Origin of the sequence: Synechococcus sp. KORDI-49 (assembly GCF_000737575.1) — a bacterium.
Classification (GTDB): domain Bacteria; phylum Cyanobacteriota; class Cyanobacteriia; order PCC-6307; family Cyanobiaceae; genus Parasynechococcus.
The window spans coordinates 334,997-355,790 of sequence record NZ_CP006270.1 but is presented as its reverse complement, the minus strand read 5'-3'; the positions used below and the strand labels follow the sequence as shown (position 1 = coordinate 355,790).

19 protein-coding genes are annotated in these 20,794 nt (G+C 62.8%); 7 read left to right on the top strand and 12 right to left on the bottom strand.

Annotation, left to right across the window (positions count from 1 at the left end; genetic code table 11):
* The first annotated feature begins 6 nt into the window (after nucleotides 1–6).
* Nucleotides 7–1,785, top strand: coding sequence for an FAD-dependent oxidoreductase (locus tag KR49_RS01920; protein WP_173402115.1), 1,779 nt, complete (start codon nucleotides 7–9; stop codon nucleotides 1,783–1,785).
* Here KR49_RS01920 and KR49_RS01915 read toward each other — a convergent pair.
* The 3 genes from KR49_RS01915 to rpmG are packed head-to-tail and all read right to left on the bottom strand — an operon-like array spanning nucleotide 1,761 to nucleotide 4,280.
* Entirely contained in the window at nucleotides 1,761–3,815 is a 2,055-nt protein-coding gene (locus KR49_RS01915) for a ribonuclease catalytic domain-containing protein (RefSeq protein WP_043691142.1), read from the bottom strand. The genes KR49_RS01920 and KR49_RS01915 overlap by 25 nt on opposite strands.
* A gap of 10 nt (nucleotides 3,816–3,825) precedes the next feature.
* Complete coding sequence (gene rpsR / locus KR49_RS01910; RefSeq protein WP_006041316.1) at nucleotides 3,826–4,047, bottom strand: 30S ribosomal protein S18; 222 nt, start codon at nucleotides 4,045–4,047, stop codon at nucleotides 3,826–3,828.
* A 38-nt stretch (nucleotides 4,048–4,085) separates the two neighbouring features.
* Nucleotides 4,086–4,280 (bottom strand): 50S ribosomal protein L33, encoded by a 195-nt coding sequence (gene rpmG, locus KR49_RS01905; protein ID WP_043691141.1) that lies wholly within the window; start codon nucleotides 4,278–4,280, stop codon nucleotides 4,086–4,088.
* Between the two features lie 116 nt (nucleotides 4,281–4,396).
* On the opposite strand from rpmG, the gene pheT reads away from it, so the two are divergent.
* On the top strand, nucleotides 4,397–6,838 hold the full coding sequence (gene pheT / locus KR49_RS01900) for a phenylalanine--tRNA ligase subunit beta (RefSeq protein ID WP_043691140.1): 2,442 nt from the start codon (nucleotides 4,397–4,399) through the stop codon (nucleotides 6,836–6,838).
* On the opposite strand, the gene rlmD is transcribed toward pheT, so the two are convergent.
* Nucleotides 6,828–8,231, bottom strand: a complete 1,404-nt coding sequence (rlmD, locus tag KR49_RS01895) for a 23S rRNA (uracil(1939)-C(5))-methyltransferase RlmD (RefSeq protein ID WP_043691138.1) — start codon at nucleotides 8,229–8,231, stop codon at nucleotides 6,828–6,830. The two genes, pheT and rlmD, sit on opposite strands and share 11 nt — an antisense overlap.
* A gap of 80 nt (nucleotides 8,232–8,311) precedes the next feature.
* On the opposite strand from rlmD, the gene KR49_RS01890 reads away from it, so the two are divergent.
* Together KR49_RS01890 and KR49_RS01885 are read left to right on the top strand one after the other, a co-directional pair.
* Nucleotides 8,312–8,806 (top strand): allophycocyanin subunit alpha-B, encoded by a 495-nt coding sequence (locus KR49_RS01890; RefSeq protein WP_043691136.1) that lies wholly within the window; start codon nucleotides 8,312–8,314, stop codon nucleotides 8,804–8,806.
* A 493-nt stretch (nucleotides 8,807–9,299) separates the two neighbouring features.
* Nucleotides 9,300–9,887 (top strand): YqhA family protein, encoded by a 588-nt coding sequence (locus KR49_RS01885; RefSeq protein WP_371257642.1) that lies wholly within the window; start codon nucleotides 9,300–9,302, stop codon nucleotides 9,885–9,887.
* Between the two features lie 10 nt (nucleotides 9,888–9,897).
* Here the strand turns inward: KR49_RS01885 and KR49_RS01880 are convergent, their stop codons facing one another.
* Both KR49_RS01880 and KR49_RS01875 read right to left on the bottom strand, forming a co-directional pair.
* Complete coding sequence (locus tag KR49_RS01880; RefSeq protein ID WP_052378132.1) at nucleotides 9,898–10,860, bottom strand: molecular chaperone DnaJ; 963 nt, start codon at nucleotides 10,858–10,860, stop codon at nucleotides 9,898–9,900.
* Nucleotides 10,861–10,923: 63 nt separating this feature from the next.
* Nucleotides 10,924–12,492 carry a DUF3370 family protein gene (locus KR49_RS01875; RefSeq protein WP_043691131.1) on the bottom strand — a complete coding sequence of 523 codons (1,569 nt, stop codon included), beginning with the start codon at nucleotides 12,490–12,492 and terminating at the stop codon, nucleotides 10,924–10,926.
* Between the two features lie 162 nt (nucleotides 12,493–12,654).
* On the opposite strand from KR49_RS01875, the gene KR49_RS01870 reads away from it, so the two are divergent.
* Nucleotides 12,655–12,840 carry a hypothetical protein gene (locus KR49_RS01870; protein ID WP_043691129.1) on the top strand — a complete coding sequence of 62 codons (186 nt, stop codon included), beginning with the start codon at nucleotides 12,655–12,657 and terminating at the stop codon, nucleotides 12,838–12,840.
* Here KR49_RS01870 and KR49_RS01865 read toward each other — a convergent pair.
* The 3 genes from KR49_RS01865 to KR49_RS01855 form a co-directional block, all read right to left on the bottom strand.
* On the bottom strand, nucleotides 12,825–13,421 hold the full coding sequence (locus tag KR49_RS01865; protein WP_052378131.1) for a sigma-70 family RNA polymerase sigma factor: 597 nt from the start codon (nucleotides 13,419–13,421) through the stop codon (nucleotides 12,825–12,827). The genes KR49_RS01870 and KR49_RS01865 overlap by 16 nt on opposite strands.
* A 145-nt stretch (nucleotides 13,422–13,566) precedes the next feature.
* Nucleotides 13,567–14,418 (bottom strand): DUF4922 domain-containing protein, encoded by an 852-nt coding sequence (locus KR49_RS01860; protein WP_043691128.1) that lies wholly within the window; start codon nucleotides 14,416–14,418, stop codon nucleotides 13,567–13,569.
* The gene (locus tag KR49_RS01855) at nucleotides 14,408–15,346 is read right to left on the bottom strand and encodes a SpoIID/LytB domain-containing protein (protein ID WP_253912789.1); all 939 of its coding nucleotides are present in this window, start codon (nucleotides 15,344–15,346) and stop codon (nucleotides 14,408–14,410) included. The genes KR49_RS01860 and KR49_RS01855 overlap by 11 nt, the downstream gene beginning before the upstream one ends.
* A gap of 144 nt (nucleotides 15,347–15,490) precedes the next feature.
* Between KR49_RS01855 and KR49_RS01850 the strand changes: the two genes are divergently transcribed.
* Entirely contained in the window at nucleotides 15,491–16,147 is a 657-nt protein-coding gene (locus KR49_RS01850; RefSeq protein WP_173402114.1) for an SDR family oxidoreductase, read from the top strand.
* Here the strand turns inward: KR49_RS01850 and KR49_RS01845 are convergent.
* The gene (locus tag KR49_RS01845) at nucleotides 16,129–16,524 is read right to left on the bottom strand and encodes a DUF2237 family protein (RefSeq protein ID WP_043691124.1); all 396 of its coding nucleotides are present in this window, start codon (nucleotides 16,522–16,524) and stop codon (nucleotides 16,129–16,131) included. The two genes, KR49_RS01850 and KR49_RS01845, sit on opposite strands and share 19 nt — an antisense overlap.
* Before the next feature lie 111 nt (nucleotides 16,525–16,635).
* Here KR49_RS01845 and KR49_RS01840 point away from each other — a divergent pair, with 111 nt between their 5' ends.
* Nucleotides 16,636–16,866, top strand: coding sequence for a hypothetical protein (locus tag KR49_RS01840; RefSeq protein ID WP_043691123.1), 231 nt, complete (start codon nucleotides 16,636–16,638; stop codon nucleotides 16,864–16,866).
* Between the two features lie 24 nt (nucleotides 16,867–16,890).
* Here KR49_RS01840 and KR49_RS01835 read toward each other — a convergent pair whose 3' ends face one another.
* Together KR49_RS01835 and metH are read right to left on the bottom strand one after the other, a co-directional pair.
* Nucleotides 16,891–17,163, bottom strand: a complete 273-nt coding sequence (locus KR49_RS01835; RefSeq protein ID WP_043691119.1) for a DUF4090 family protein — start codon at nucleotides 17,161–17,163, stop codon at nucleotides 16,891–16,893.
* Nucleotides 17,164–17,188: 25 nt separating this feature from the next.
* The gene (gene metH / locus KR49_RS01830) at nucleotides 17,189–20,773 is read right to left on the bottom strand and encodes a methionine synthase (protein ID WP_043691116.1); all 3,585 of its coding nucleotides are present in this window, start codon (nucleotides 20,771–20,773) and stop codon (nucleotides 17,189–17,191) included.
* Nucleotides 20,774–20,794 lie beyond the last annotated feature (21 nt).

The following is a 20,794-nucleotide window of genomic DNA, read 5'->3' as shown; positions in this document are numbered from 1 at the left end:
CGCGTGATGTCCTGGGATGTCGTTGTCTGGGGAGGGGGAACCGGTGGTTGCGCAGCCGCTGTTCAGAGTGCCCGGACCGGGGCCTCCACCTTGCTGCTGACCCCAGGTCACTGGTTGGGTGGAATGCTGAGCGCCGCCGGCGTCAGTGCACCCGATGGCCATGAACTCAGTTGCTGGCAGACCGGCCTGTGGGGCGCTCTGATCCGTGACCTGCAGCCGAGGGTGCCGGAAGGTCTCGATCAGAACTGGGTGAGTTGCTTCGGATTCCGGCCTGACCAGGCGGAAGCGGTTCTTCAGGAGTGGGTTGCAGCCGAGGAGCTGCTGACCTGGTGGCCGGGAACCACTCTGCTGGATGTGGGCCGCCGCGCGGATCGTATCGATGTTCTGACGGTGCGGTATGCCGACGAGAGCATCAGCCTCACTCCGGAGATCGTTGTCGATGGCAGTGATCTTGGTGATCTGATGGCACGGGCGGAGGTGCCGTTCCGCTGGGGCTGGGAGCCCAGGGAATGCTGGAACGAACCGAGTGCACCACCGCGGCAACAGCTGTCCAGCGATCCGTTCTTCCGGCGTCAGCCGGTGCAGTCGCCCACCTGGGTCGCGATGGGACAGCTCACAGAGGCTCGTTTGCCCGTGCAGCCGTTGGTTGAACCCCAAGAGCCCTTCCGGGGCTGCCTCGAGACCTTCGGACTGGAACGCACCCTCACCTACGGCCGGCTGCCCGGGGGACTGGTGATGCTGAACTGGCCGAAGCAGGGCAATGACTGGCACATCGATCTGGGCAGGTGCATCAGTCCAGATCCGAAGGAGAAAGACGACCTTGCCGTCGCGATGCGGCGTCATAGCCGCGCCTTCCTGGACACATTGCGGGCCTGCTCCGGCGGAGCGCTGGAGGCAGGCTCCGCCTTCCCTGGTCCGTCCCCCGAGTTGGCGCTGATGCCCTACTGGCGGGAAGGACGTCGCCTCGTCGGCGATGCGGTGGTCACCGAATGCGACCTGCTGCCTGTGGCGGCTGGTCGGCGCGGTCCCCTGCCTCTGGATGCCTCAGGGCGTTGCACCAGCATCGCCGTGGGCACCTATGCCAATGATCATCACTACCCAGGAGAGGACTGGCCGCTGGCTCCGAAGAGCTGCCGCTGGGGCGGCCGCTGGACCGGAACCCCCTTTTGTGTGCCGCTGGCTGCCCTGGTGTCCAGGTCGGCGCCCAACCTGCTGATGGCGGACAAGGCCTTCAGCGTCAGCCACATGGCCAACGGAGCCACACGCCTGCAACCTCTGATGCTCAATCTCGGGCAGGCGGCCGGACTGGCGGCAGCCCTTTCCATCCGCAGAGCCACTGTGCCGGCCGAACTGCCGGTGGAGGCCGTTCAGCACGCCCTTCTGGAGGATCCGGTCGCTCCGGCGGCGGTCCTTCCGCTTTGGGAATGGCCGAGCTGGCATCCGGACTGGGCTCAGGCCCAGCGCCGTGGCCTCTGCCATCCGGATGCCGTCGATGAGCAGGGAAACCTGCACCCGGCACAGGTCAGCGACCTGTCGCGTCCGCAGCCTGACGGCGCCCCATGCCCCGGGCCTGCCAGACGGTTCAAGGGCAGGTTGTTTCACGGCCCGGATGGCGCTCTTCGGCTCAGTTGCGGCCAGGGGGATCAGACCTTGATCACCCTGGAACCGGCGGTGAATCAGTGGTTGATGGCCATGCGCGACGCTGAACCCGTGGAACTGATCGCCGCCGAGAATCCATGGGGGCCCTGGCTGCGGGTGATTCAGGTGCTCGATGCCTCCAGCTGAATGCGCAGCTCGCCCTGATCCGCATCCACATGCTGGATCCGCATCTGCAGAGACTGCCCCGGGTTGGGATCGACCCCTTCCGCCACACCCACCAGATCCATCGCCAGGTCCGCGACATGCACCAGCGCCAATCGATCCTGGGGCCGCAGCCAGCGCAGGAAGAGCGCTCTCCAGGTCTGCTCGCGATGCATGCTCAGCCAGACCTGCTGCCAGTGACGCTGGTCCTCCCGACTGATCTGAATCCCCTGTCGCAACGGTGAGTCCAGATCCCCGATCAGCTCACCGATCCGGTCCTTGTCGAGCGGTGTCTGGCCTTCAAGGTTGGCGATGAGCTGTCTGTGGCTGAGCAGATCCGCGTAGCGCCGGATCGGGGAGGTGGCCTGGACGTAACTGGCCAGGCCGAGACTGAAATGGGGCATTGGGGTGGTGCCCTGGACGCCACGGCTGAGACAGCGCTTGATCGCAGCATCACGGGCCGGCCCCTCGGGAAGTGCCTGCAGCTCGGCCGGCGAAGGCAGCTCTGCCGGAGGTTGACTGCGGAAGGGCAGTGCCAGATCGTGTCGCACACCGAAATCAGCCACCACGGCCCCCATCAGCAGCATCGCTTCGCTGACCATCCGTCTGGCGGCCGTTGGTTCGATCACCTGGAGTGCCGGACCATCCTCCAGACGTCGGAACCGCCCTTCCGGTCGATCGAATCCGATCGCCCCCTGACGTTCGCGCCACTGCTGGCGACGACGCAACAGCAGCGAGAGATCGGCAAGATCCTCATCCCCGGGCGGGGCCAGTTCGATCAGTTCATCACCATCGTCGTAGCTGAGGCCGTAGCGAGGTCGGACCCAGCTTCGGCAGATCCTGCTCTCCTGCACCGCACCCTCTGCGTCGAGCCGAACGCCGGCACTCAGGGCAGCGCATCTCTGACCGGCCCGCAGGCTCAGCACGTCGGCGGCGAGGCTGAAAGGGAGCATCGGTCGCACCCCTTCCGCCAGATAGAGACTTGTGGCCCTGCGCCTTGCCTCCAGATCCAGTGGGCTGTCCGCTTCGATCAGCCGTGCGGGATCAGCGATGTGGATCCAGATCCAATCTCCCCGGGGATCGCGCATCAGGGAGAGGCCGTCGTCGATCTCGCGTGTGCCGCTGTCATCCAGCGTGTAAACCCGATGATCGGTGAGATCCAGACGCATGGGATCCCCCGGTTGAGGGCGTTCCGAACACCGTTTCAGGTCTTCTGCCGCTTCCAGCAGCTCCGGTTCGAACGTTGCCGACCAGACACTCCCCCGCAGCCCTGCCGGTTGATCCGGATCGAGCAGGTCCCGTTGCATCAGCCACTGCCTCAGGCTGCGACGCGATGCCTCGATCGAGAGTTGCTGCATCTGTTCGCAGGCATCCGCATCGGCGAGCAACTGGCGTTCATCTCCAAGCGCCAGCTCCTGCAGTCGTTCAAGAGTTCTGCGCCACTCCGGATCAAGCTGTTCGCGCAGATCGGTGGTCAGCGGTCGCGGTGAACGCAGCAGATCCAGTTGCCGCTGCTGGTGTTGAAGCAGCAATCTCTGCTGCTTGTTTCTGCCGCGCTGGCGCTGGATCTCCGTGAGTGGGCGCACCTGCAGCGAACGATCCCGTCGCAGCCGAAACCACAGCTGCGGCCCATGCAACCAGTCCCAGAGCGCCGCTATGGAAGCCAGGGTCACGGAGGCCATCACCAGATCGGCGAGTTCCACCAGGGACAGGCAGGGCAGATCGTCGTCAGAACCGTTGTGATCGCTGATCAGCAACCACCAGGTTTCCGCCACGGCTCGCGCACTGACGCCACAGTCCTGAATGGCTTCAGGCGTCGGCAGGGGCTGCCGGGATGCAGCCGGCTCCAGCCCTGCGATCACCGTCAGATCCCTCTGAGGCAGTTCCTGGTCGCGGCGCTGACCGCCGAATCCGATACTCGCTCGGCTGCCCCTGGAAGACAGAACACGACCGATCAGGGGCTGTCCCCTGAGGACGAGCCCGACAATCGCGTCTGTCTGGATGGCTGGCTTCAACGGTGGCCGATCAGCCTTCGGGATTCACGAACGGCAGCAGCGCGACGATCCGCGCACGCTTCACAGCATTGGTGAGATCACGCTGCTGTTTGGCTGTCAGACCGGTGAGACGGCGAGGGAGGATCTTGCCCCGCTCGGTGATGAATTTCTTGAGCAGATCCACATCCTTGTAATCGATGGGATCGCCGGGCTTGATCGGAGAAAGACGCTTCTTGAAGAAGGAGCTGGACATGAGTCAGGAACGGATGGAAGGAAGGCAGGCCTGCAAGATCACTTGATCTCCTTGTGGAGCGTCATCTTGTTGCAGTGGGGACAGAACTTCTTGATCTCCAGCCGTTCGGTGGTGTTCCGGCGGTTCTTCTCTGACGTGTAACGGGACACGCCAGGGGAACGCTTGGCGGGATTGGACCGGCATTCGGTGCACTCGAGAGTGATCACGATCCGGACGCCCTTGTTCTTGGCCATAAAGGACGTTGCGCCGCAGTGCGAAGCGGATTGACAAACAAAGAGCTTACCCGCTGATGCCGCTGGGACCTCCCACCGACGCTTCTTAGGATCACGCGCGCTTCCTGCCTTCCCCCATGCGGGTCTCTCTCTCCTGGTTACAGCAACTGGTCCAGGTGAACGATTCCGTCGATGCACTGGCGGAACGTCTCTCCATGGCAGGGTTCGAGGTGGACGAGATCGATGATCTGAGCGCCCGGGCCCGGGGGGTTGTGGTCGGGAAGGTGATCGAACGGGAGAAACATCCCGATGCCGACAAACTGAGTGTCTGCCGTGTTGATGTCGGAGCAGCGGAGCCGCTCCAGATCGTCTGCGGTGCCGCCAACGTCCGCGCCGGGATCCATGTTCCTGTGGCCAGGGTCGGAGCGGTACTGCCGGCAGTCAATCTCACCATCAAGGCCGGTGAGCTGCGTGGCGTCGCCAGCAACGGAATGATCTGCTCCCTGTCGGAACTGGGGCTGGAGAACGACTCCGACGGCATCGCCGTTCTGGATGATCTGGTGGAGGCAACGCTCGAGCCTGGTGCTGCGGCGGCCTCTGTGCTTGGTCTCGATGACACCGTGCTCGATCTCGCGATCACCGCGAACCGGCCCGACGGTCTTTCCATGGTGGGCATCGCCCGTGAGGTCGCCGCCCTCACCGGCGCTCCGCTCAACCTTCCGGCCCTCACGCTGAATCCGGATCACCAGTCGCTGAACACCTCCGAGGCCAGTGACGCGGCCATGCGACGGGGTGGTCTCTATGGCCTGACCTCGATCGAGGGCATCGACGGTTCCGTCAGTTCACCCGCATGGGTGAAGGATCGCCTGGAACGCGCCGGCATCAATCGCGTCAATGCCGTGGTCGACGTCACCAACGTGGTGATGCTCGAGCAGGGCCAGCCCCTGCATGCCTTTGACGCTGATGCCCTGGAGCAGCTGACCGGCCAGCCGGTGGATGCCGCCAGCTTCGGACTGCGACAGGCCCGTGAGGGCGAAGCGTTCACCGGACTGGATGACCGAGAGCTCGTCCTCGACCCGAGGGCACAGGTGGTGACCTGCCACGACCGTCCGGTGGCTCTGGCCGGGGTCATCGGCAGTCGCGAGAGCGGCGTCACCGAGGCGACCCGGCGCATCTGGCTGGAATCCGCGATGTTCACGCCCTCCTCCGTTCGAGAAACGGCCCGGTCCGTCGGCCTGCGCACCGATGCCAGCGCCCGTTTCGAGAAGGGACTGCCGAAGGATCTCACCCTGGCCTGCAGCGTCCGTGCCGTTGAACTGCTTGAGGATCTGTTCCGTTGCCGGGTCACGGGGCGCTGGGTGTGCGGCGATGTGTCGCCCGAGTCGAAGCCTGTTCTGCTGCGACGTGAAGCCCTGCAGCGTCTGCTCGGATCACTGGAGTCGCAGGAGGAGGTCCGGCATCTGGAGGATGCGGAGATCGAACGCTGCCTGACGGCCCTCGGCTGTGAGCTCACGGCGATGGATGAAGGCTGGCAGGTGATCGCCCCACCCTCACGCAGACAGGATCTCTGCCGCGAAGTCGACCTGATCGAGGAGGTGGCCCGTCTCGTGGGCTTCGATCGCTTCGGTTCCCATCTGCCTGATCCGATCGTTCCGGGACGCCTCACACCGACCCAGCAGGCCGAACGCCGTCTGCGTCGTCTGTTCAGTGGCTGTGGTCTTCAGGAGATCACCACGCTGTCGCTGGTCGGTCCCAGTGAAACGGAACACCGGATCCCGCTCACGAATCCTCTGCTGGCGGAAACCAGCCACCTGCGCACCAACCTCTGGGAAGAACACCTTCAGGTCTGCGTGCGCAATCTGAAGGCGTCCCAGACGGGTTGCTGGATCTTCGAGCTCGGTCACACCTTCAGCGGCCGAGCCGATGCCGTCGACCAGTCCGCTTCTCTCAGCGGCATGATCTGCGGCGAACGTCGACTGGAACGCTGGTCCAGCAGCGGTAAACCCGTGCACCTCGATTATTTCGAGGCACGTGGCGTCCTGGGCCAGGTGATGCAGGCGCTGAAGCTGGAGATCAGTGACCGTCGACTCGACAGCGACGCCCGTCTGCACCCCGGCCGTGCGGCGACGCTGATCCTTGAAGGTCGACCGTTCGGATGCTTCGGGCAGCTGCATCCCGCTCTGGCCGAAGCCCATGATCTGCCGGAGGCCACCTACCTGTTCGAACTGGATCTCAGCCGCGTTCTCGAGGCTGCGACCCGCAGCAACCGCTGGGTGACAGGGTTCCGTCCATTCCCGACGGTGCCCTTCAGCGAACGGGATCTGGCGTTGGTGGTCGATCAACAGTGTCCATCGTCCGATCTGATGCAGGCCATCCGCAAAGCCGGAAAGCCGTTGCTGGAACAGGTGGAGCTCATCGACCGCTTTGAAGGCGATCAACTGGGAGCCGGCAAGGCGAGCCAGGCATTCCGTCTGCGCTACCGCGGCAAGTCAACGCTCAAGGACGAGGAGGTGCAGCCGGTGCACGACAAGATCCGGAAGGCCCTGGAGAAGCAGTTCGGGGCTGAGCTCAGGAGCTGATGCGTTTCAGCAGCGCCAGGCTTTCCAGGTGGCTGGTCTGCGGGAAGAAGTCAATGGGTTGGAGACGTTCCAGCCGGTAGCAACCGGACGGCCCGACCAGCCGGCGCAGATCCCTGGCCTGCGTGGCGGCATCACAACTGAGATAGGCCAACAGCGGTGGTGGAGATCCGAGGATCGCTTCGATCACTCGATCGTCCAGCCCACGTCGCGGTGGGTCCAGCACGAGGCCATCACAGCCGGCCAGTGCCTGGCCGAGATGGTCAGCGACATCCCCGGCGACGAACCGGCACCGGTCGTGCAGCCCGTTCATCCGCGCGTTACTGCGGGCCTGTTCGATCGAATCCGGATTCAGTTCCACCCCCACCAGATCAAATCCGGCTGCAGCGAGAGGGAGGCTGATGGTGCCGATGCCGCAGTAGGCGTCAACAAGACATCCCGAGTCGAGTTCAGCGGCGAACCAATCGCGGATGAGGCCGACGATCCGCTCGGCCTGGGGGGTGTTGATCTGGAAAAAGGTGGTAGTGCCCAGGGAGAGGCTCAGCCCGCAGAAGCGTTCTTCGATGCAGGGGCTACCGCCGAGCAACCGTGTCTCCGCTCCGAGGATCAGGTTGCTGCGTTTCGGTTGCAGGTTCAGGGTCACCCCACGCACGCTCGGCCAGCGGCTCAGCCAGCGGGTTGCCAGTTCCCGGAGTCCGGGCAGATCCTCACGGCTGCTGATCAGGCTGATCAGCACCTCCCCGGTGTGATGACCGATGCGCAGGCCCAGATGGCGCAGGCCATCACGGCCCTGAAGATCATGATCAGCGGGAAGAGCGCTGCGCTCCAGATCCCGTTTCAGCGGCTCCAGCAGAGGGTCCAGCCGTGCATCAAGCACCGGACAGCGATTCAGATTGACAATCCGATGGCTGCCGCGACGGAAATACCCCATGCGCAGACGTCCATCCGGTTCCCGGCGCAGCGGAATCAGTGCCCGGTTGCGATAGCCGAGACAACGGTCACGATTCACCAGCACGGCTTCGGGCTCGTGGGAGAGCGACCCGACGCGCTGAAGGGTCTGCTCGAGTGATCGTTGTTTCCACTGCGTCTGAGCGTCGTCCTGCCAGTGCTGAAGAGTGCAGCCTCCGCAGTCCTTCGCCAGGATGCATGGACTGGATCGCCGTTCGGGGGAATGGTGCTGCAACTCCAGTCGACGACTGAGCCACTGAGCCTTCTGACGTTGTTGCAGCTGAACCCTGGCCCGCTCTCCGGGAAGCAGATCCGGGACCACCACGACCCAGGAGTTCCAACGGGCCAATCCACGACCTTCACGGTCAAGGTCGATTGCCTCGAGATCGACGATCAGACCGGGACGGGGAACCTGCGGGTCCTGATCGTGTCCGTCGCAGTCAGGCATTGCAATGGCGTAACACCGGGCTCTGCATCAGCGGAGGACCCACGTGAGACCACTAAACTCCACTGAGCCTGTTCTGTTCCATGAGCGTCGTCCGGGATCTCATCCTTCAGGCAGATGAGGATCTGCGGTATCCGACCAGCGGAGAACTCCGCTCGATGGTCGACTTTCTCGGCCAGGGTGCCATGCGCATCTCGGTGGTCAGGGTGCTGACCGACAACGAGAAGAAGATCGTGGATGAAGCCGCCAAACAGCTCTTTCTGCGCAAGCCTGAGTACGTGGCACCCGGCGGCAACGCCTACGGCCAGCGTCAGCGTGCACAGTGTCTGCGTGATTACAGCTGGTACCTGCGTCTGGTGACCTACGGCGTCCTCGCCGGCAGCACTGAAATGATCCAGGACATCGGTCTGGTCGGTGCCCGTGAGATGTACAACAGCCTCGGGGTCCCCATGCCCGGAATGGTGGAAGCGATGAAAACGATGAAGGCCGCAGCCCTGTCACTTCTTTCTGAGCAGCAGAGCATGGTGGCTGGTCCGTACTTCGATTTTCTGATCCAGGGGATGCAGACCTCCACCTGATTCATCTCCTCCGTCTCAGTCGAGACACGGCCCTGGTCGCATGATGCGTCCAGGGCTTTTTTTATGGGATTGGCAGGCTTGCTTGCGATTCCCTGGCAAGACTCGGCCTAAGACTTATGTCTGGTCCTGGATGCGACGCATGATGGGCGTGATTGGTCGCTTTTGGTGATTTCAGGCTTGCGTATCTGTGTCTACAGCAGGTACGCAAGCCATCTGATGCCCTTCCTCACTGGGTTCCAGAGCGGCCGTTCAATCTCTGGACCGGACGTGGACGCTGCTATTAAGCATCACAATCAGAATTTTCTGAGGGCGACTGTTGTTGTCGAGGATTGACAGGTTGATGCGGGTGAAATTATGCAAAAACCATTGTTCATTCTTACTCGGGAATCTCGCATGAGACTCTTACGTGGTCTCATGACGGGACTAGGACAGGAGTGCTGCGATGGCTTAGCGCTGGCGCTTCACTAGTCTTCGCTGAGCTTTGATCCGGTTCGTGCCGACCACACTCCTTGAACGACGTTTCGAGCGCATGATCTGGCGCTTCCGGCTGATCAGCATTGTGCCAGTGCTGCTGAGTCTGCTTGGAAGCATTGGTTGCTTTGCGATTGGTGCCAGCGAGGTGCTCTCGGCGTTCTGGCGTTTGCTGAGTCACCCGATCGGCAGTTCGTCGTTGCAGGCCAAATCGATTGCTCAGATGGTCGGAGGTGTGGATTACTTCGTGATCGGTATCGCTTTGCTGATTTTTGGATATGGCATCTATGAGCTCGTGATTTCAGACCTGGACCCCCGCCATGAAGGTGATGATGAGCAGCACGCCAATCTGCTCTCGGTCAGCAGCCTGGAAAGCCTGAAGCACAATCTCACCAACGTGATTGTTGTGGCTCTGATTGTTTCCGCTTTCAAGAAGATGATCGACTTCGAGGTCAACAACTCTCTGGAACTCCTGGCGCTCTGTGGCTGCGTCGCCATGCTCGCTCTCAGCGCCTGGTTGATCGTTCGCAGCCACTCGGAAACGGAATCAATTCAGTCTCGGCCGTCTCGCAAGAGGCGCTCGCCGAGACTTGCCATGCGTCGCAGATGAGACGCATGATCTATCTCTGGCGGTACAGCTCCCGGAGCAGGCGGTAGGCCTCATTCAGTCGGCGCATCGATTCGGTTGAGCCACCGGCGTCCGGATGCTCATCGAGGGCGCGGGTCTTGTAGGCCTCTCGGATCGAGTTCAGCGTCACCGAAGCACCAGCCTGCGTTGACAGGCCAAGGAGTTTCAAAGCCCCATGCACGGTCATGGTCGACTCCAGAGTCTCGAAGGAGGTCACCTGTCGACTGCGCCGGAAGCGATTCACGAAACGCCGAACCAGCGTTGGCATGCGCTCCGCCAGGAACGCCGTTGCAAAGGGATCCTCCAGGGCACCGGCGACGACCATCACACGAGCGAGAGACGGTTCCGCAAGGTTCCATTCGGGGCAGAGCTCCTGAATCGCCGCGTTGGCCGCTGTCCAGGTGAACGGTCGTCCGTCGCTGGCATCAACGCTTGGCCAGAGGTCTCGGCCCAGCCAGAGCATCGCTGCTTCCACGACGGTCTCGCCGGGATCCTGGCCGTACAAAGATCGCCAATGTTCCTCAGCCGCCCCACCGGCCGCGATCAGATCGTCATGGCTGACCGGCGAGAGCAGAGGGTCCGCCTGAGAACGTCCAGACGGTCTGGGATCGGACAGTGACTCCTTCAGCTGTGTCGTGCGGCGACGCACGAAACCGGGCAGGTCAATACCGACTGACGCACTGGCACCTGGAGACGCCGACGATGGCAGCGAAGGCTCCGACGTTTCGTTTGCATCTGCCGTTCGGCCGATGAGAACCAGGCTGCTGGCATCGGATGAATCCTGAGGATCGTCGTTGGTCGATGGTTCGCTCGGCTGCGGAACCGGATCGGCGTCTTCGGCGTCCGCGCTGCAGACGAGATCCTCCAGCAGAGTTTCCAGCACCTTGCCGCGGGAACGCACCCCGAACTCCTTCTTCAACCGGTCGAGGACGTCGACGTACCGTCCGGCCAGCATCAATGTGATCTGTCGTTTCGCGGACTCCTCGTCAGCCAATCAGACGACACTGCTGCCGGAAGGTTATCGACCCTGCAGGGTCCGAAGCCATTGCTGCTGTGTGCGGATCGCATCCGACTGCATCGCATCAACCGAAGGCACGATCGCCGGGATCGGTGGCGGCGGCGGCGGTGGCAACGGCTGAGTCGTCTTGGTCGTGGGTTTCGGTTTCGATTGGCCAGCCGTCTTGGTCGGTGTCGTCAGATTCGGGGGAGGTGCCTTCGGGTTCACCTTGCGTGCTTTCTGCTCCTCAAGCTTCTTCTGTGCGGCACGCTGCTGTTCCTGCCGTCTGTGCAGCATCGCCAGTTGCTGCACAGGAACCACGCTGAGCAGGTGACCCGGTGTCGCATCGGCGGGGTAGACCAGGCTCACTTTCACCGGATTGACCTGCCCCTCTTTCAGGCGCAGGTCAGTGAGAGCGAGACTTTCCCCTGATTTCAGGCCGACATGCACCTCCTTGGCACCCTGATCCGATTCAATGCGGATGGACCCTCTGAAGGCCGTGAAGGGCTTCTTGCCTGAGACCACCGGATGGCTCATCACCAGTTGATGTTGTCCTGATCCGGACAGGTTCAGGGAGACGTCGTAGCGGACGCCGTAGGTCCCGACGTTGTCGAGAGCGGAATCGAGCATGCGTGTCGTCAACTGGTTGACCTGCACATCACGGGTTCCGAAGTTGTGACGCTCCGTGCTGGTGAGCGGCACATGCAGAGATCCGCGTCGCAGATCGTGCTTGATCGATGCCTGATAGGAATCCCCGAGTGCGACTCCGGCGACGCGCGAGAAGATTTTCCGTTGCTGAATCTCCCGGACCCGATCGAGATACACCCGTCCGGGTGCGAGGCGACCTGCATCGAGCACCGCGATCAGTTCAGCGTCCAGCTTGGTTTCCTCAGCAGCGATGACCGCCATCGTGAACGGTCCGTCGCTCCGTCCACGCAGCAACCCATTGGCAATGCCCCGTGCCGGCAGCACTGTGCTCACCACCACTGCCCGACCGCGGGCAGGAATCGTGATGCTGCGTTCAAGACGTCGATCCAGTTCATTGCGAAGCATCTGGACCGCCGTGGCGTCACCGGGGCCTGTGTTCCATGGACGTTTGCCCAGGGGCTTGACCCCCATCAGGTTGTTGGGGTGATACGGCGCCTCGAAGCTGTTCTTGACGGAGCCCCGATCGAAACGGAGGGTGACGGGACGTTTGCCGGGATTGGAGGCGATCAGGGCCAGTGTGAGCAGCCCGCGCTTTCGACGGCCGCCCAGCTTGTTCTTGTCGTCCGGGTAATACTTGTGGTGCATGTGAACGCCGAATTCACCCTCGAAGGTGTATTCCGCATTGCGCAGCGGTCGGTTGGTTTCCGCAGCGATGGCCGCCCCTTTCGCGGTGTCAACAAGAATCCCAGGCCCCGTCACGATCTCGGGCTGATTGGAGTGCAGAACCGGCACGTTGTTGAACCGACCGTTGAGGGCTCTCGCCCGCTGACCGGCCATCAGGGCGACGTAGGACCGCGCGGGCGTCGGCAGGCTCACCTCCAGGAGCGTGCCGGCACCGGTGGCCAGGATCAGAACCAGCAGTGAATCTCGCCTGATCGCCATGAACCAAGGTGCTCAGAGGCTTGCCGATTGATGCCGGCCTCCTCTGAAACCCACTCGACAGTGGCTAAAGGTAATGCGCCTGACATCCCTCGCCAAGCACATGCGTCCGGAACGCATCCACAGATCATTTCCGCCAGGATCATCTCGGTGATTCCCTCTGAGATGTTCCCGCCCCTCTGCTGCGATTCCGGTGTTGATCAGGCCAGCCGCCGTCGCCATCACCAGTCCCGCAAGATGGCCATGCTGACCTTCTGGCGTGATGGTCTGGAGCGTCAGCTCGCTGCTGTCACCGCTGCGATGGACACTCTGCAGCGGCAGATCGATCGGGACGCTCAGTCTGATAGCTGACTTTGCTTCAGCGCTGCCGACAGGCTGCCGAGCCCGCGTTTGACGCGACGTTGAATCGTCATCGCCGAAACGCCGCTGTCTCTGGCGACTGCTCGCAGAGAGGCCCCCTGCAGGACCACCCGCACGATCGCGTCCCGTTCCTGTCCGGGAAGATCGTTCAGAGCTTCGCGCACCTGGTTGCGTCGATCCTCTGCAACCAGATCAATCAGATGGTCTTCACCTGATTCAGCGGCAACATCATCGAGGTCACACCATCGGGTTTTGTTCCGATACCGCGCCACCACCAGCTGCTCTTTGGCATCCAGCTGATCGATCGGTTGCCGGCAGAGCCGCTGAGCCTGCTCCTCGACACGACGCGGAAGCCGTATCAGCGCTGATCGATCCCGCAGGTAATGAAGGATCGCACCGCGGATATGCGGTCGAGCGAAGGCCTGGAAGGGAACCGGGCCGCCGACCTGATAGGCCGACGAGGCCTTGATCAGCCCGAGCATCCCCACCTGGGTGAGATCCTCGCCGCATTGGCCGCTGCGCCTGGCGAAGCTGAGAGCGATCGGTCTGACCAGCTGGAGATGCTCCTCCACTCTCCGGTTGCGCCTGTGAATTGCTGTTGATGTCTTGATGGTGGGTTGTTTCGATGGATCCGGGACGTCGTCGGCGACTCCCTACCTCCAGCGATGCCTTAATGAAAGTCAGGCCGCATCCGTGATTCCACGGACGTTTCTGAAATCACGGATGGTTCCGCGCCACCTGTCGCAACAGCTCCTCCGGCCCCACCGCGTTCAGCCAGTCTCGATCAGAGCTCTCCGTGGCCAGCAGATATCCGGCGAAGCCGAGGGCGTTGACGCTGAAGCCGTGCACACCGTCTCTCGAGCGTCGCACCAGAGCCATCCAGTCCCTGCAGAGAAGGATGTTGTAAGGGTGCCGGGGCCTGTCCATCTCTTCGGGACTGCCGATCCCCAGGCTTCCGCAGAGGTTCCGGTACGTGGCGGAGAGTCGTTCGCCGCTGCAGGCGGCCGCGTCCATCGGTGCCACGGCGCAGCTCTGTTCCAGCAGATCACCATCCGACCTGCCGGGACGTGACGAGCGCATCCGGTACCAACGGTCCCGAGGACACACGGCCTGGCCGACATGCCTCGGCAACAGCTGCAGATGTCGATGCGGCTGACTGGCCCCTGCATCCGGGCCACTGTTGAAGAACCAGAGCCCGGTCGTGTCGCTGTCCACGGAGGCAAGAGCCTGCCAGTCTCTCTCCGTCAGCCATCCCGACTGAGGAGCCCACTCGGATGTGATCAGAAGCATGTGACCGATCTGGACCGGAAACTTGTTGAGAATCAGGGTGTGGTGCTCTCCGACCGAACGGACCGCCAGCCGTTGATCCCACGGTCGAAATGGATTCGGACGCGGACCCGCGGCCCGCAGGTGCTTCGGTGTGGTTCCGGTGAGATGCCGCAGCTCGAAGTCCAAGCCATCCGCCCCGGCCAGGGCGTGGACACTGGTGGGCAGCGGCACCAGCGCTGATGCCGCCAGAGCCGTCTCGCTGCAGGCCAGAGCCTGTTCCCAGATCTGCTCAGTTCCCATCGATCCGTAAGCGGGCCAGAGAAGCGCCCTGGTAATAGCTGCCGAGGATCTCGTTGTACTTCAGTCCCCTGGAGGCCAGCTCCTGCGCTCCCGTCTGGCTCATGCTGGCTCCGAGATGCCCGTGGGCCTCGGCACTGATGGTGCTGTTGGCGGCGTAGAGGCTCTCCACGATTCCTCCGTCGTAGCTGAGGATGATGCCCTGCGTGTCCCTGGCTGCCCTCAGCGTGCGCTCGCTGACGCTCTGATCTCCTGAAAAGACCTGCCACCGTGTCGTGTCACCCAGGTGGTAATCCGAGGAGGCGGGGCGGGCGAGATGGGCCATCGCGTAGGAGCGGGCGGCCACAGCCTGGGCCTTGAGTGCTTCCATCTCCCAGTAGGCCGGCATTTCCCCACCGACCACAGAGGCGATGTAGTCCTCCAGATCCAGTTCGTTCACCGCCAGCCAGCCCTCCCCACGGTTGATCAGGTGCAGGGCGTCTCCGTACGTCCTGTTGTTGATCCTCAGGCGCCCTCCCCGGCAGTGGAACTGGCCCGTCTGCCTCGTGCTGATGACGATCTCGAGCTGCTGACTGTCGAGGACGCGTCCGTCAGGAAGGCTGCAGCGGCAACCTGCGATGGGTGTCAGGGATCGGATCGGTGCCTGACTGAGGAGTGCCACACGGATGGGCAGCGTCACAGGGCCCTGGGGCTCCGGGATCTCCGGAACGATGCGTGGTCGCGTTGCCGTCGTGGAGGCGTCCCCTGCCGTGTTGAGTTGTTCAGCAGGGCGCGGGGGGGCCTGCAGCAGGTCCAGAAGCCGTGCGGACGTTGCGGCGGATGCACGGGGCTTGATGAAGGGACTGTCCGAGCGGCCCATCGACCATGCCCCGGCAAGGACCGCCCCAGTGATCCCTGCGAGCATGAGGGTGCGCTGTGGGGAGACCGGCACGGTGCAGCCAGGCTGGACCCCCGAATCATCGCCGAAATCACTTAGACGACACGGGCATTCAGAGCACCGATCGTGTCAACAGCGGATCCTGCCTCTTGGCGTGGCCTCGCCCTGGTCGTCGGGACCGGGGGGATCGGAACAGCGATGTCCTCAACGCTCCGCCGCAGATGTCCGGATCTCACGCTGCTGACCGCCGGTCGCAGTGGCCCCCCGCTTCAGGATCTGCGTCTGGATCTGGAGGATGACGATTCCCTGGATGCTCTGGCCTCACAGCTGGCGGAGACCGAACTGCCGCTGCGGCTGGTGTTCAACTGCAGCGGACGTCTGCACGGCCCTGATCTGGCTCCGGAGAAGAGGCTCCGCCAGGTTGAACGCCGACAACTCAGTGAACAGTTCGGCATCAATGCGATCGCTCCGGTTCTGCTGGCCAAGGCCGTGGAACCCCTACTCCGGCGCGCTCAGCCCTTTCACTTCGCCAGTCTCAGTGCCCGGGTCGGAAGCATCACGGACAACCGCAGTGGCGGCTGGTATGGCTACAGGGCGGCAAAGGCAGCGCAGAATCAGTTGCTGCGCTGCCTCAGCATCGAATGGTCGAGGCGCTGGCCACGGGCCACCGTCAGCCTGTTCCACCCCGGAACCACCGACACGGACCTGTCACGGCCCTTTCATGGTTTTGTCCCGCCGGAGCAGCTGTTCCCGCCTCAGCGGTCAGCGGACCATCTGGTGGACCTGCTGCTGCAGCAGACCCCTGAGCAGTCCGGGCAGTTTCTTGCCTGGGACGGTCAGGTCATCCCCTGGTGAGCATGTTCCTGGAGCTGCTCCAGGCTCACCACCGCCAATGCGGACTCTTCCGTTGCCTCGAGTCGCACAGGAGGGGCCATCCCGTCGTCGTAAGCCTGTTTCCAGCGCGGCGCGCAGACGCACCAGTGATCTCCGGGCTTCAGCCCGGGGAATCGGAAGGCCGGCACCGGGGTGGACAGGTCATTTCCCTGCGCCTTGCTGTACGTCAGGAAGGATTCGTTCATCACACAGCAGATGCTGTGCTGGCCGAGATCGGTGGGATCGGTTTCGCAGAAACCGTTGCGATACCAGCCGGTCATCGGCTGACAGCCGCATTGCACCAGGGTCTCTCCGAGAACGTTTCTGGTGGTTGAAGTTGCAGGGCTGCTGCTGGTCATCCGAACAGTCCAGGTGCAAGGAGTCTGCCGAAGGAGTGGCACATTTCGACGTCAGACGGTTGACGGACCCCTGGGGGAAGGCGTTAAAGGTCGTTCAGTCATGTCCACTCGATGGATTGGGAGTTCACCGAAGACGCCGCCTTTCTCGCGCTGTGCGACGCCTTTCGCGAGAGCGGTGAGAGCTCGGCGATCGAGTTCCTGGCCAACGGGGAGGGTGCGTTTCATTTTCAGGATCTGGCTCAGAATGCTGCCGGCGAAGGCATCGATCTGAGCGAATCGAATGCCCTCGACGAGTTTCAGCAGGAAGTGATCGACACCATGGAGAAGCTCTGCCAGGACTGATGCAACCGAGCTCGAAGGGAGCCTTCAGCTGAAGTAGAAGGCGATCTCCTTGGCCTTGAGGCCGTCCCAGCCGGCCTCGATCAGTCGCTGATTGAGAGCAGCCTGATCGAAATGCTTGGCGCCGGTCTTGACCACGCGGTTGCGCATGGACTTGAGCACACCGCTGCGGGCACGCTGGCTCTCCAGATCCATCACCTCGTTGTAGAGACTGAGCATCTCCTGGGGGATGGGGCTGCCGTCGAGATCAACGCCCGCCTGGATGGCGGCATCCACGCCGTCGGGTCCGGCAATCGCCATGGTCTTCAAAAAGAGGCGATTCAGGTTATGCGCTGAAATAGCGCGCCTGGCTGTGGATCGTCACGAGAGCGGTCGTGCTCTGTTCCGGTGCCAGCTGATCGCTGGCATCCATGGTCAGACCGATTCTCTCCGCATCGAGCCAGGCCAGTTGCTGTCTTGAATCGGCCACATTCGGACAGGCGGGGTATCCGAATGAGTAGCGACTGCCGCGGTAGCGCTGCGCCAGAACATCCCGCAGAGGCATGTCGGAGGGATCGGCAAAACCGAGTTCCGTCCGGATCCGCGCATGCACCCACTCGGCCAGAGCTTCCGCCATCTGCACGGCGAGACCGTGGAAATAGAGGTAGTCGCTGTAGCGATCGCCCTGAAACAGCTCCTGGGCCACTTCACTGGCCCGTTCCCCCATGGTGACCGCCTGCATCGGCAGAACATCGGCCGGACGGCCATCAGATCCGAGGTCCTGGAAGAAGTCAGCGATGCAGTAACGGTTCCCAGAACGTTGACGGGGTAGATCGAAGCGCCCCAGCTCCTCGGCCCCGTTCACGTCGAAGACACGCAGGCTGTTGCCGTCTCTTCCGACGGGGAAATAGCCGTAGGCGACCCGCGGTGTGAGCAGCTTTTCATCCAGACAACGGGCCATCCACTGCTCCAGGACCGGCTCCGCCTTCTCAGCCAGCATCGCGTCGTACTCCTCACGGCTCTGCTGCTGGGTTTTGCGGATCTGCCACTGCCCGGCGAACAGAGCATTGCGATCCAGGTATGGGAACACTTCTTCAAGTGCGATCTGACCCTCGTCCAGCAGAGCCGAACCCAGGAAGGGAGGCGTCGCAGCCGGCTCGGCAGGCACCGCCTCCGAGCGTTCGGTGCTCACCGGGGTCTGAGGCTGCTGGGGAGTGTCCTTCGGGGCTGAACTGCCGTTGCTGCTGGTCTCCTCGGCTTCCGGCTCGTCCAGCCCGACACCCTGCGGTGCTCCGTTCAGAAATCCGGTGGTGTTGCTCCAGCCGTCCTGCCCCTTCGCCTCCATCAGCGCATCCATGAAACGCAGATCAGCGAAGGCATCCCGTCCGTACACCACCTTGCCGTTGTAGACCTCGCGGCAGTCCTTCTGAACGAACCGAGGCGTCAGTGCAGCGCCTCCGAGAATCACGGGAACGTCGATGCCCGCCTCATTGAAGGCGCTGAGGTTGTCCTTCATGAAGGCGGTCGACTTCACCAGAAGGCCGCTCATCGCGATGCAGTCGGCCTTGTGTTCGTGCTGGGCCTCGATGATCGCTTCACAGCTCTGTTTGATGCCGAGATTGACGACCTCGTAGCCGTTGTTGGTGAGGATGATGTCCACCAGGTTCTTGCCGATGTCGTGGACATCGCCTTTGACGGTGGCGATGAGGAACTTGCCCTTGCTGCTGCTCTCTCCCTCGCTCTTCTCCATGTGCGGCTCCAGGAAGGCCACCGCTGATTTCATCGTCTCGGCGCTCTGGAGCACGAAAGGCAGCTGCATCTGACCGCTGCCGAACAACTCACCCACCACCTTCATGCCGTCCAGCAGGAAGGTGTTGACGATGTGCAGCGGCTTGTAGCTGGTCAGGCCTTCCTTCAGGGCCGTTTCCAGGCCGATCCGCTCACCATCGATGATGTGCTGCTTGAGACGTTCTTCCACGGGAAGGTCAGCCAGGGATGGTCCGGATGCCCGCGCTTCCTTGGCGCTCACACCTTCGAACAGCTTGGTGAGCTCGGTGAGGGGGTCGTAAACGCAGATGCCGTCGTCGAAGCGACGCTTGTCGTTGATCAGATCACGGCACACCGTCTGATGGTCTTCGCTGATCTTGATCAGCGGCAGGATCTTCGCTGGGCTGACGATCGCGGCATCCATGCCGGCCTGGCAGCAGTCGTGAAGGAAAACGGAGTTGAGCGTGATCCGTGCGGCAGGTGAGAGCCCGAAACTGACGTTGCTCACCCCCAGCACCACATGCACGCCGGGGAGGTTCTCGCGGATCAGCCGGATCGCGTCGAGGGTGGCCTTGCCGTTGAGTCGGTCCTCCTCGATCCCGGTGGAGATGGGCAGGGCCAGAGGGTCATAGAAGATCTCCTCAGCAGGAATGCCGAACTCCAGGGCATCGCGGTACGCCCGCTGGGCGATGGCGAACTTCTGCTCAGCGGTCCGGGCCATGCCGTCTTCATCGATGGTGCCGACAACGACACCGGCGCCATAGCGGCGCGCAAGGTCAAGCACCTTGAAAAAGCGCTCATCCCCGTCTTCGTAGTTGGTGGAGTTGAGGATGCACTTGCCACCAGCCACCTTGAGGCCGGCTTCCATCTTCTGCCACTCGGTGGAGTCAAGCATCAGCGGCAGGTTGACGTTGGTGACCAGACGGCTCACCAGTTCGTGCATATCCCGCTCGCCGTCGCGTCCGACGTAGTCGACGTTGACGTCCAGGACGTGGGCGTTCTCCTTCACCTGACCGCGGGCCACGGAGACCAGTCCGTCCCAGTCCTCCTCCGCCAGCAGCTCTCGCACTTTGCGGCTGCCGCTGGCATTGAGTCGCTCTCCGATGATCAGGAAGGAGTTGTCCTGGTGATACGGCGTGATTCCGTAGATCGAGGCCGCGGACGGCTCACTGCTGCGACGGCTCCGTTCCGCCGGTTTCAGTTCCGCGGAGAGCTCCGAGAGTGCGCTGATGTGGGCAGGTGTGGTGCCGCAGCAACCTCCGATCACCTGCACTCCCAGGTCCTCCACGAAGTGCATCAGCTGCATCTTCAGTTCCGTCGGCGTCAGACGGTAATGAGCCACACCGCCGATGTTCTCCGGAAGCCCGGCATTGGGAATGCAGCTGACGGTGAAGGGTGAATGCTCCGAGAGGTAGCGGATGTGCTCTTTCATCTGCTCCGGTCCCGTCGCGCAGTTCAGCCCGAGGATGTCGATGGGAAATGGCTCAAGGATCGACACCACAGCGGCGATGTCGGACCCCACGAGCATCGTGCCGGTGGTCTCCATGGTCACCGACACCATCAGGGCACGACGTTCACCGGCGGCTTCGAAGGCCTCCTCGATTCCCTGCAGTGCCGCCTTGATCTGGAGAACGTCCTGACAGGTCTCGACGATGAACAGATCGACATCGCCGGCGATCAGGCCCTCCGCCTGTTCCCGGAAGGACGCGCGCATCGTGTCGAAATCGATGTGGCCGAGGGTGGGCAGTTTGGTGGTGGGTCCCATGGAACCGGCCACGAAGCGCGGTTTCTCGGCGGTGCTGTACTGATCCGCCATCTCCCGGGCGAGTTCCGCCGCCTTCTTGTTCAGGGCATGGGCGTGGTCCTCCAGGCCGTATTCGGCCAGAACGATCGAGGCGGCACCGAAGGTGTCGGTCTCGATCACATCGCATCCCGCCTCCAGAAACTGGCGATGCACCGCCTGAACGGCATCGGGCCGGGTGACCACCAGGTTCTCGTTGCAACCCTCCAGTTCCAGACCGCCGAAGTCATCAGCCGTCAGATCCATCTGCTGCAGGCTGGTTCCGGTGGCCCCGTCGAAGACGAGCACGGGACGTCGGGGACCGTTCAGGTGGCTGAGAAAACGGGAATTCGCCACGGATGTGGTGGTCACCGTCGCTGCCATGGAACCCTTCCAGTAGTCGCC

What these genes read in the sequence shown, in the direction of transcription:
- KR49_RS01920 (WP_173402115.1), top strand. Translation starts at nt 7, where the DNA reads ATGTCCTGGGATGTCGTTGTCTGGGGAGGGGGAACCGGTGGTTGCGCA.
- metH (WP_043691116.1), bottom strand. Translation starts at nt 20,773, where the DNA reads ATGGCAGCGACGGTGACCACCACATCCGTGGCGAATTCCCGTTTTCTC.
- KR49_RS01840 (WP_043691123.1), top strand. Translation starts at nt 16,636, where the DNA reads ATGGATTGGGAGTTCACCGAAGACGCCGCCTTTCTCGCGCTGTGCGAC.
- rlmD (WP_043691138.1), bottom strand. Translation starts at nt 8,231, where the DNA reads ATGCCTGACTGCGACGGACACGATCAGGACCCGCAGGTTCCCCGTCCC.
- KR49_RS01875 (WP_043691131.1), bottom strand. Translation starts at nt 12,492, where the DNA reads ATGGCGATCAGGCGAGATTCACTGCTGGTTCTGATCCTGGCCACCGGT.
- rpsR (WP_006041316.1), bottom strand. Translation starts at nt 4,047, where the DNA reads ATGTCCAGCTCCTTCTTCAAGAAGCGTCTTTCTCCGATCAAGCCCGGC.
- rpmG (WP_043691141.1), bottom strand. Translation starts at nt 4,280, where the DNA reads ATGGCCAAGAACAAGGGCGTCCGGATCGTGATCACTCTCGAGTGCACC.
- KR49_RS01890 (WP_043691136.1), top strand. Translation starts at nt 8,312, where the DNA reads ATGAGCGTCGTCCGGGATCTCATCCTTCAGGCAGATGAGGATCTGCGG.
- KR49_RS01835 (WP_043691119.1), bottom strand. Translation starts at nt 17,163, where the DNA reads ATGGCGATTGCCGGACCCGACGGCGTGGATGCCGCCATCCAGGCGGGC.
- KR49_RS01850 (WP_173402114.1), top strand. Translation starts at nt 15,491, where the DNA reads ATGTCCTCAACGCTCCGCCGCAGATGTCCGGATCTCACGCTGCTGACC.
- pheT (WP_043691140.1), top strand. Translation starts at nt 4,397, where the DNA reads ATGCGGGTCTCTCTCTCCTGGTTACAGCAACTGGTCCAGGTGAACGAT.
- KR49_RS01880 (WP_052378132.1), bottom strand. Translation starts at nt 10,860, where the DNA reads ATGCTGGCCGGACGGTACGTCGACGTCCTCGACCGGTTGAAGAAGGAG.
- KR49_RS01845 (WP_043691124.1), bottom strand. Translation starts at nt 16,524, where the DNA reads ATGACCAGCAGCAGCCCTGCAACTTCAACCACCAGAAACGTTCTCGGA.
- KR49_RS01860 (WP_043691128.1), bottom strand. Translation starts at nt 14,418, where the DNA reads ATGGGAACTGAGCAGATCTGGGAACAGGCTCTGGCCTGCAGCGAGACG.
- KR49_RS01870 (WP_043691129.1), top strand. Translation starts at nt 12,655, where the DNA reads ATGTTCCCGCCCCTCTGCTGCGATTCCGGTGTTGATCAGGCCAGCCGC.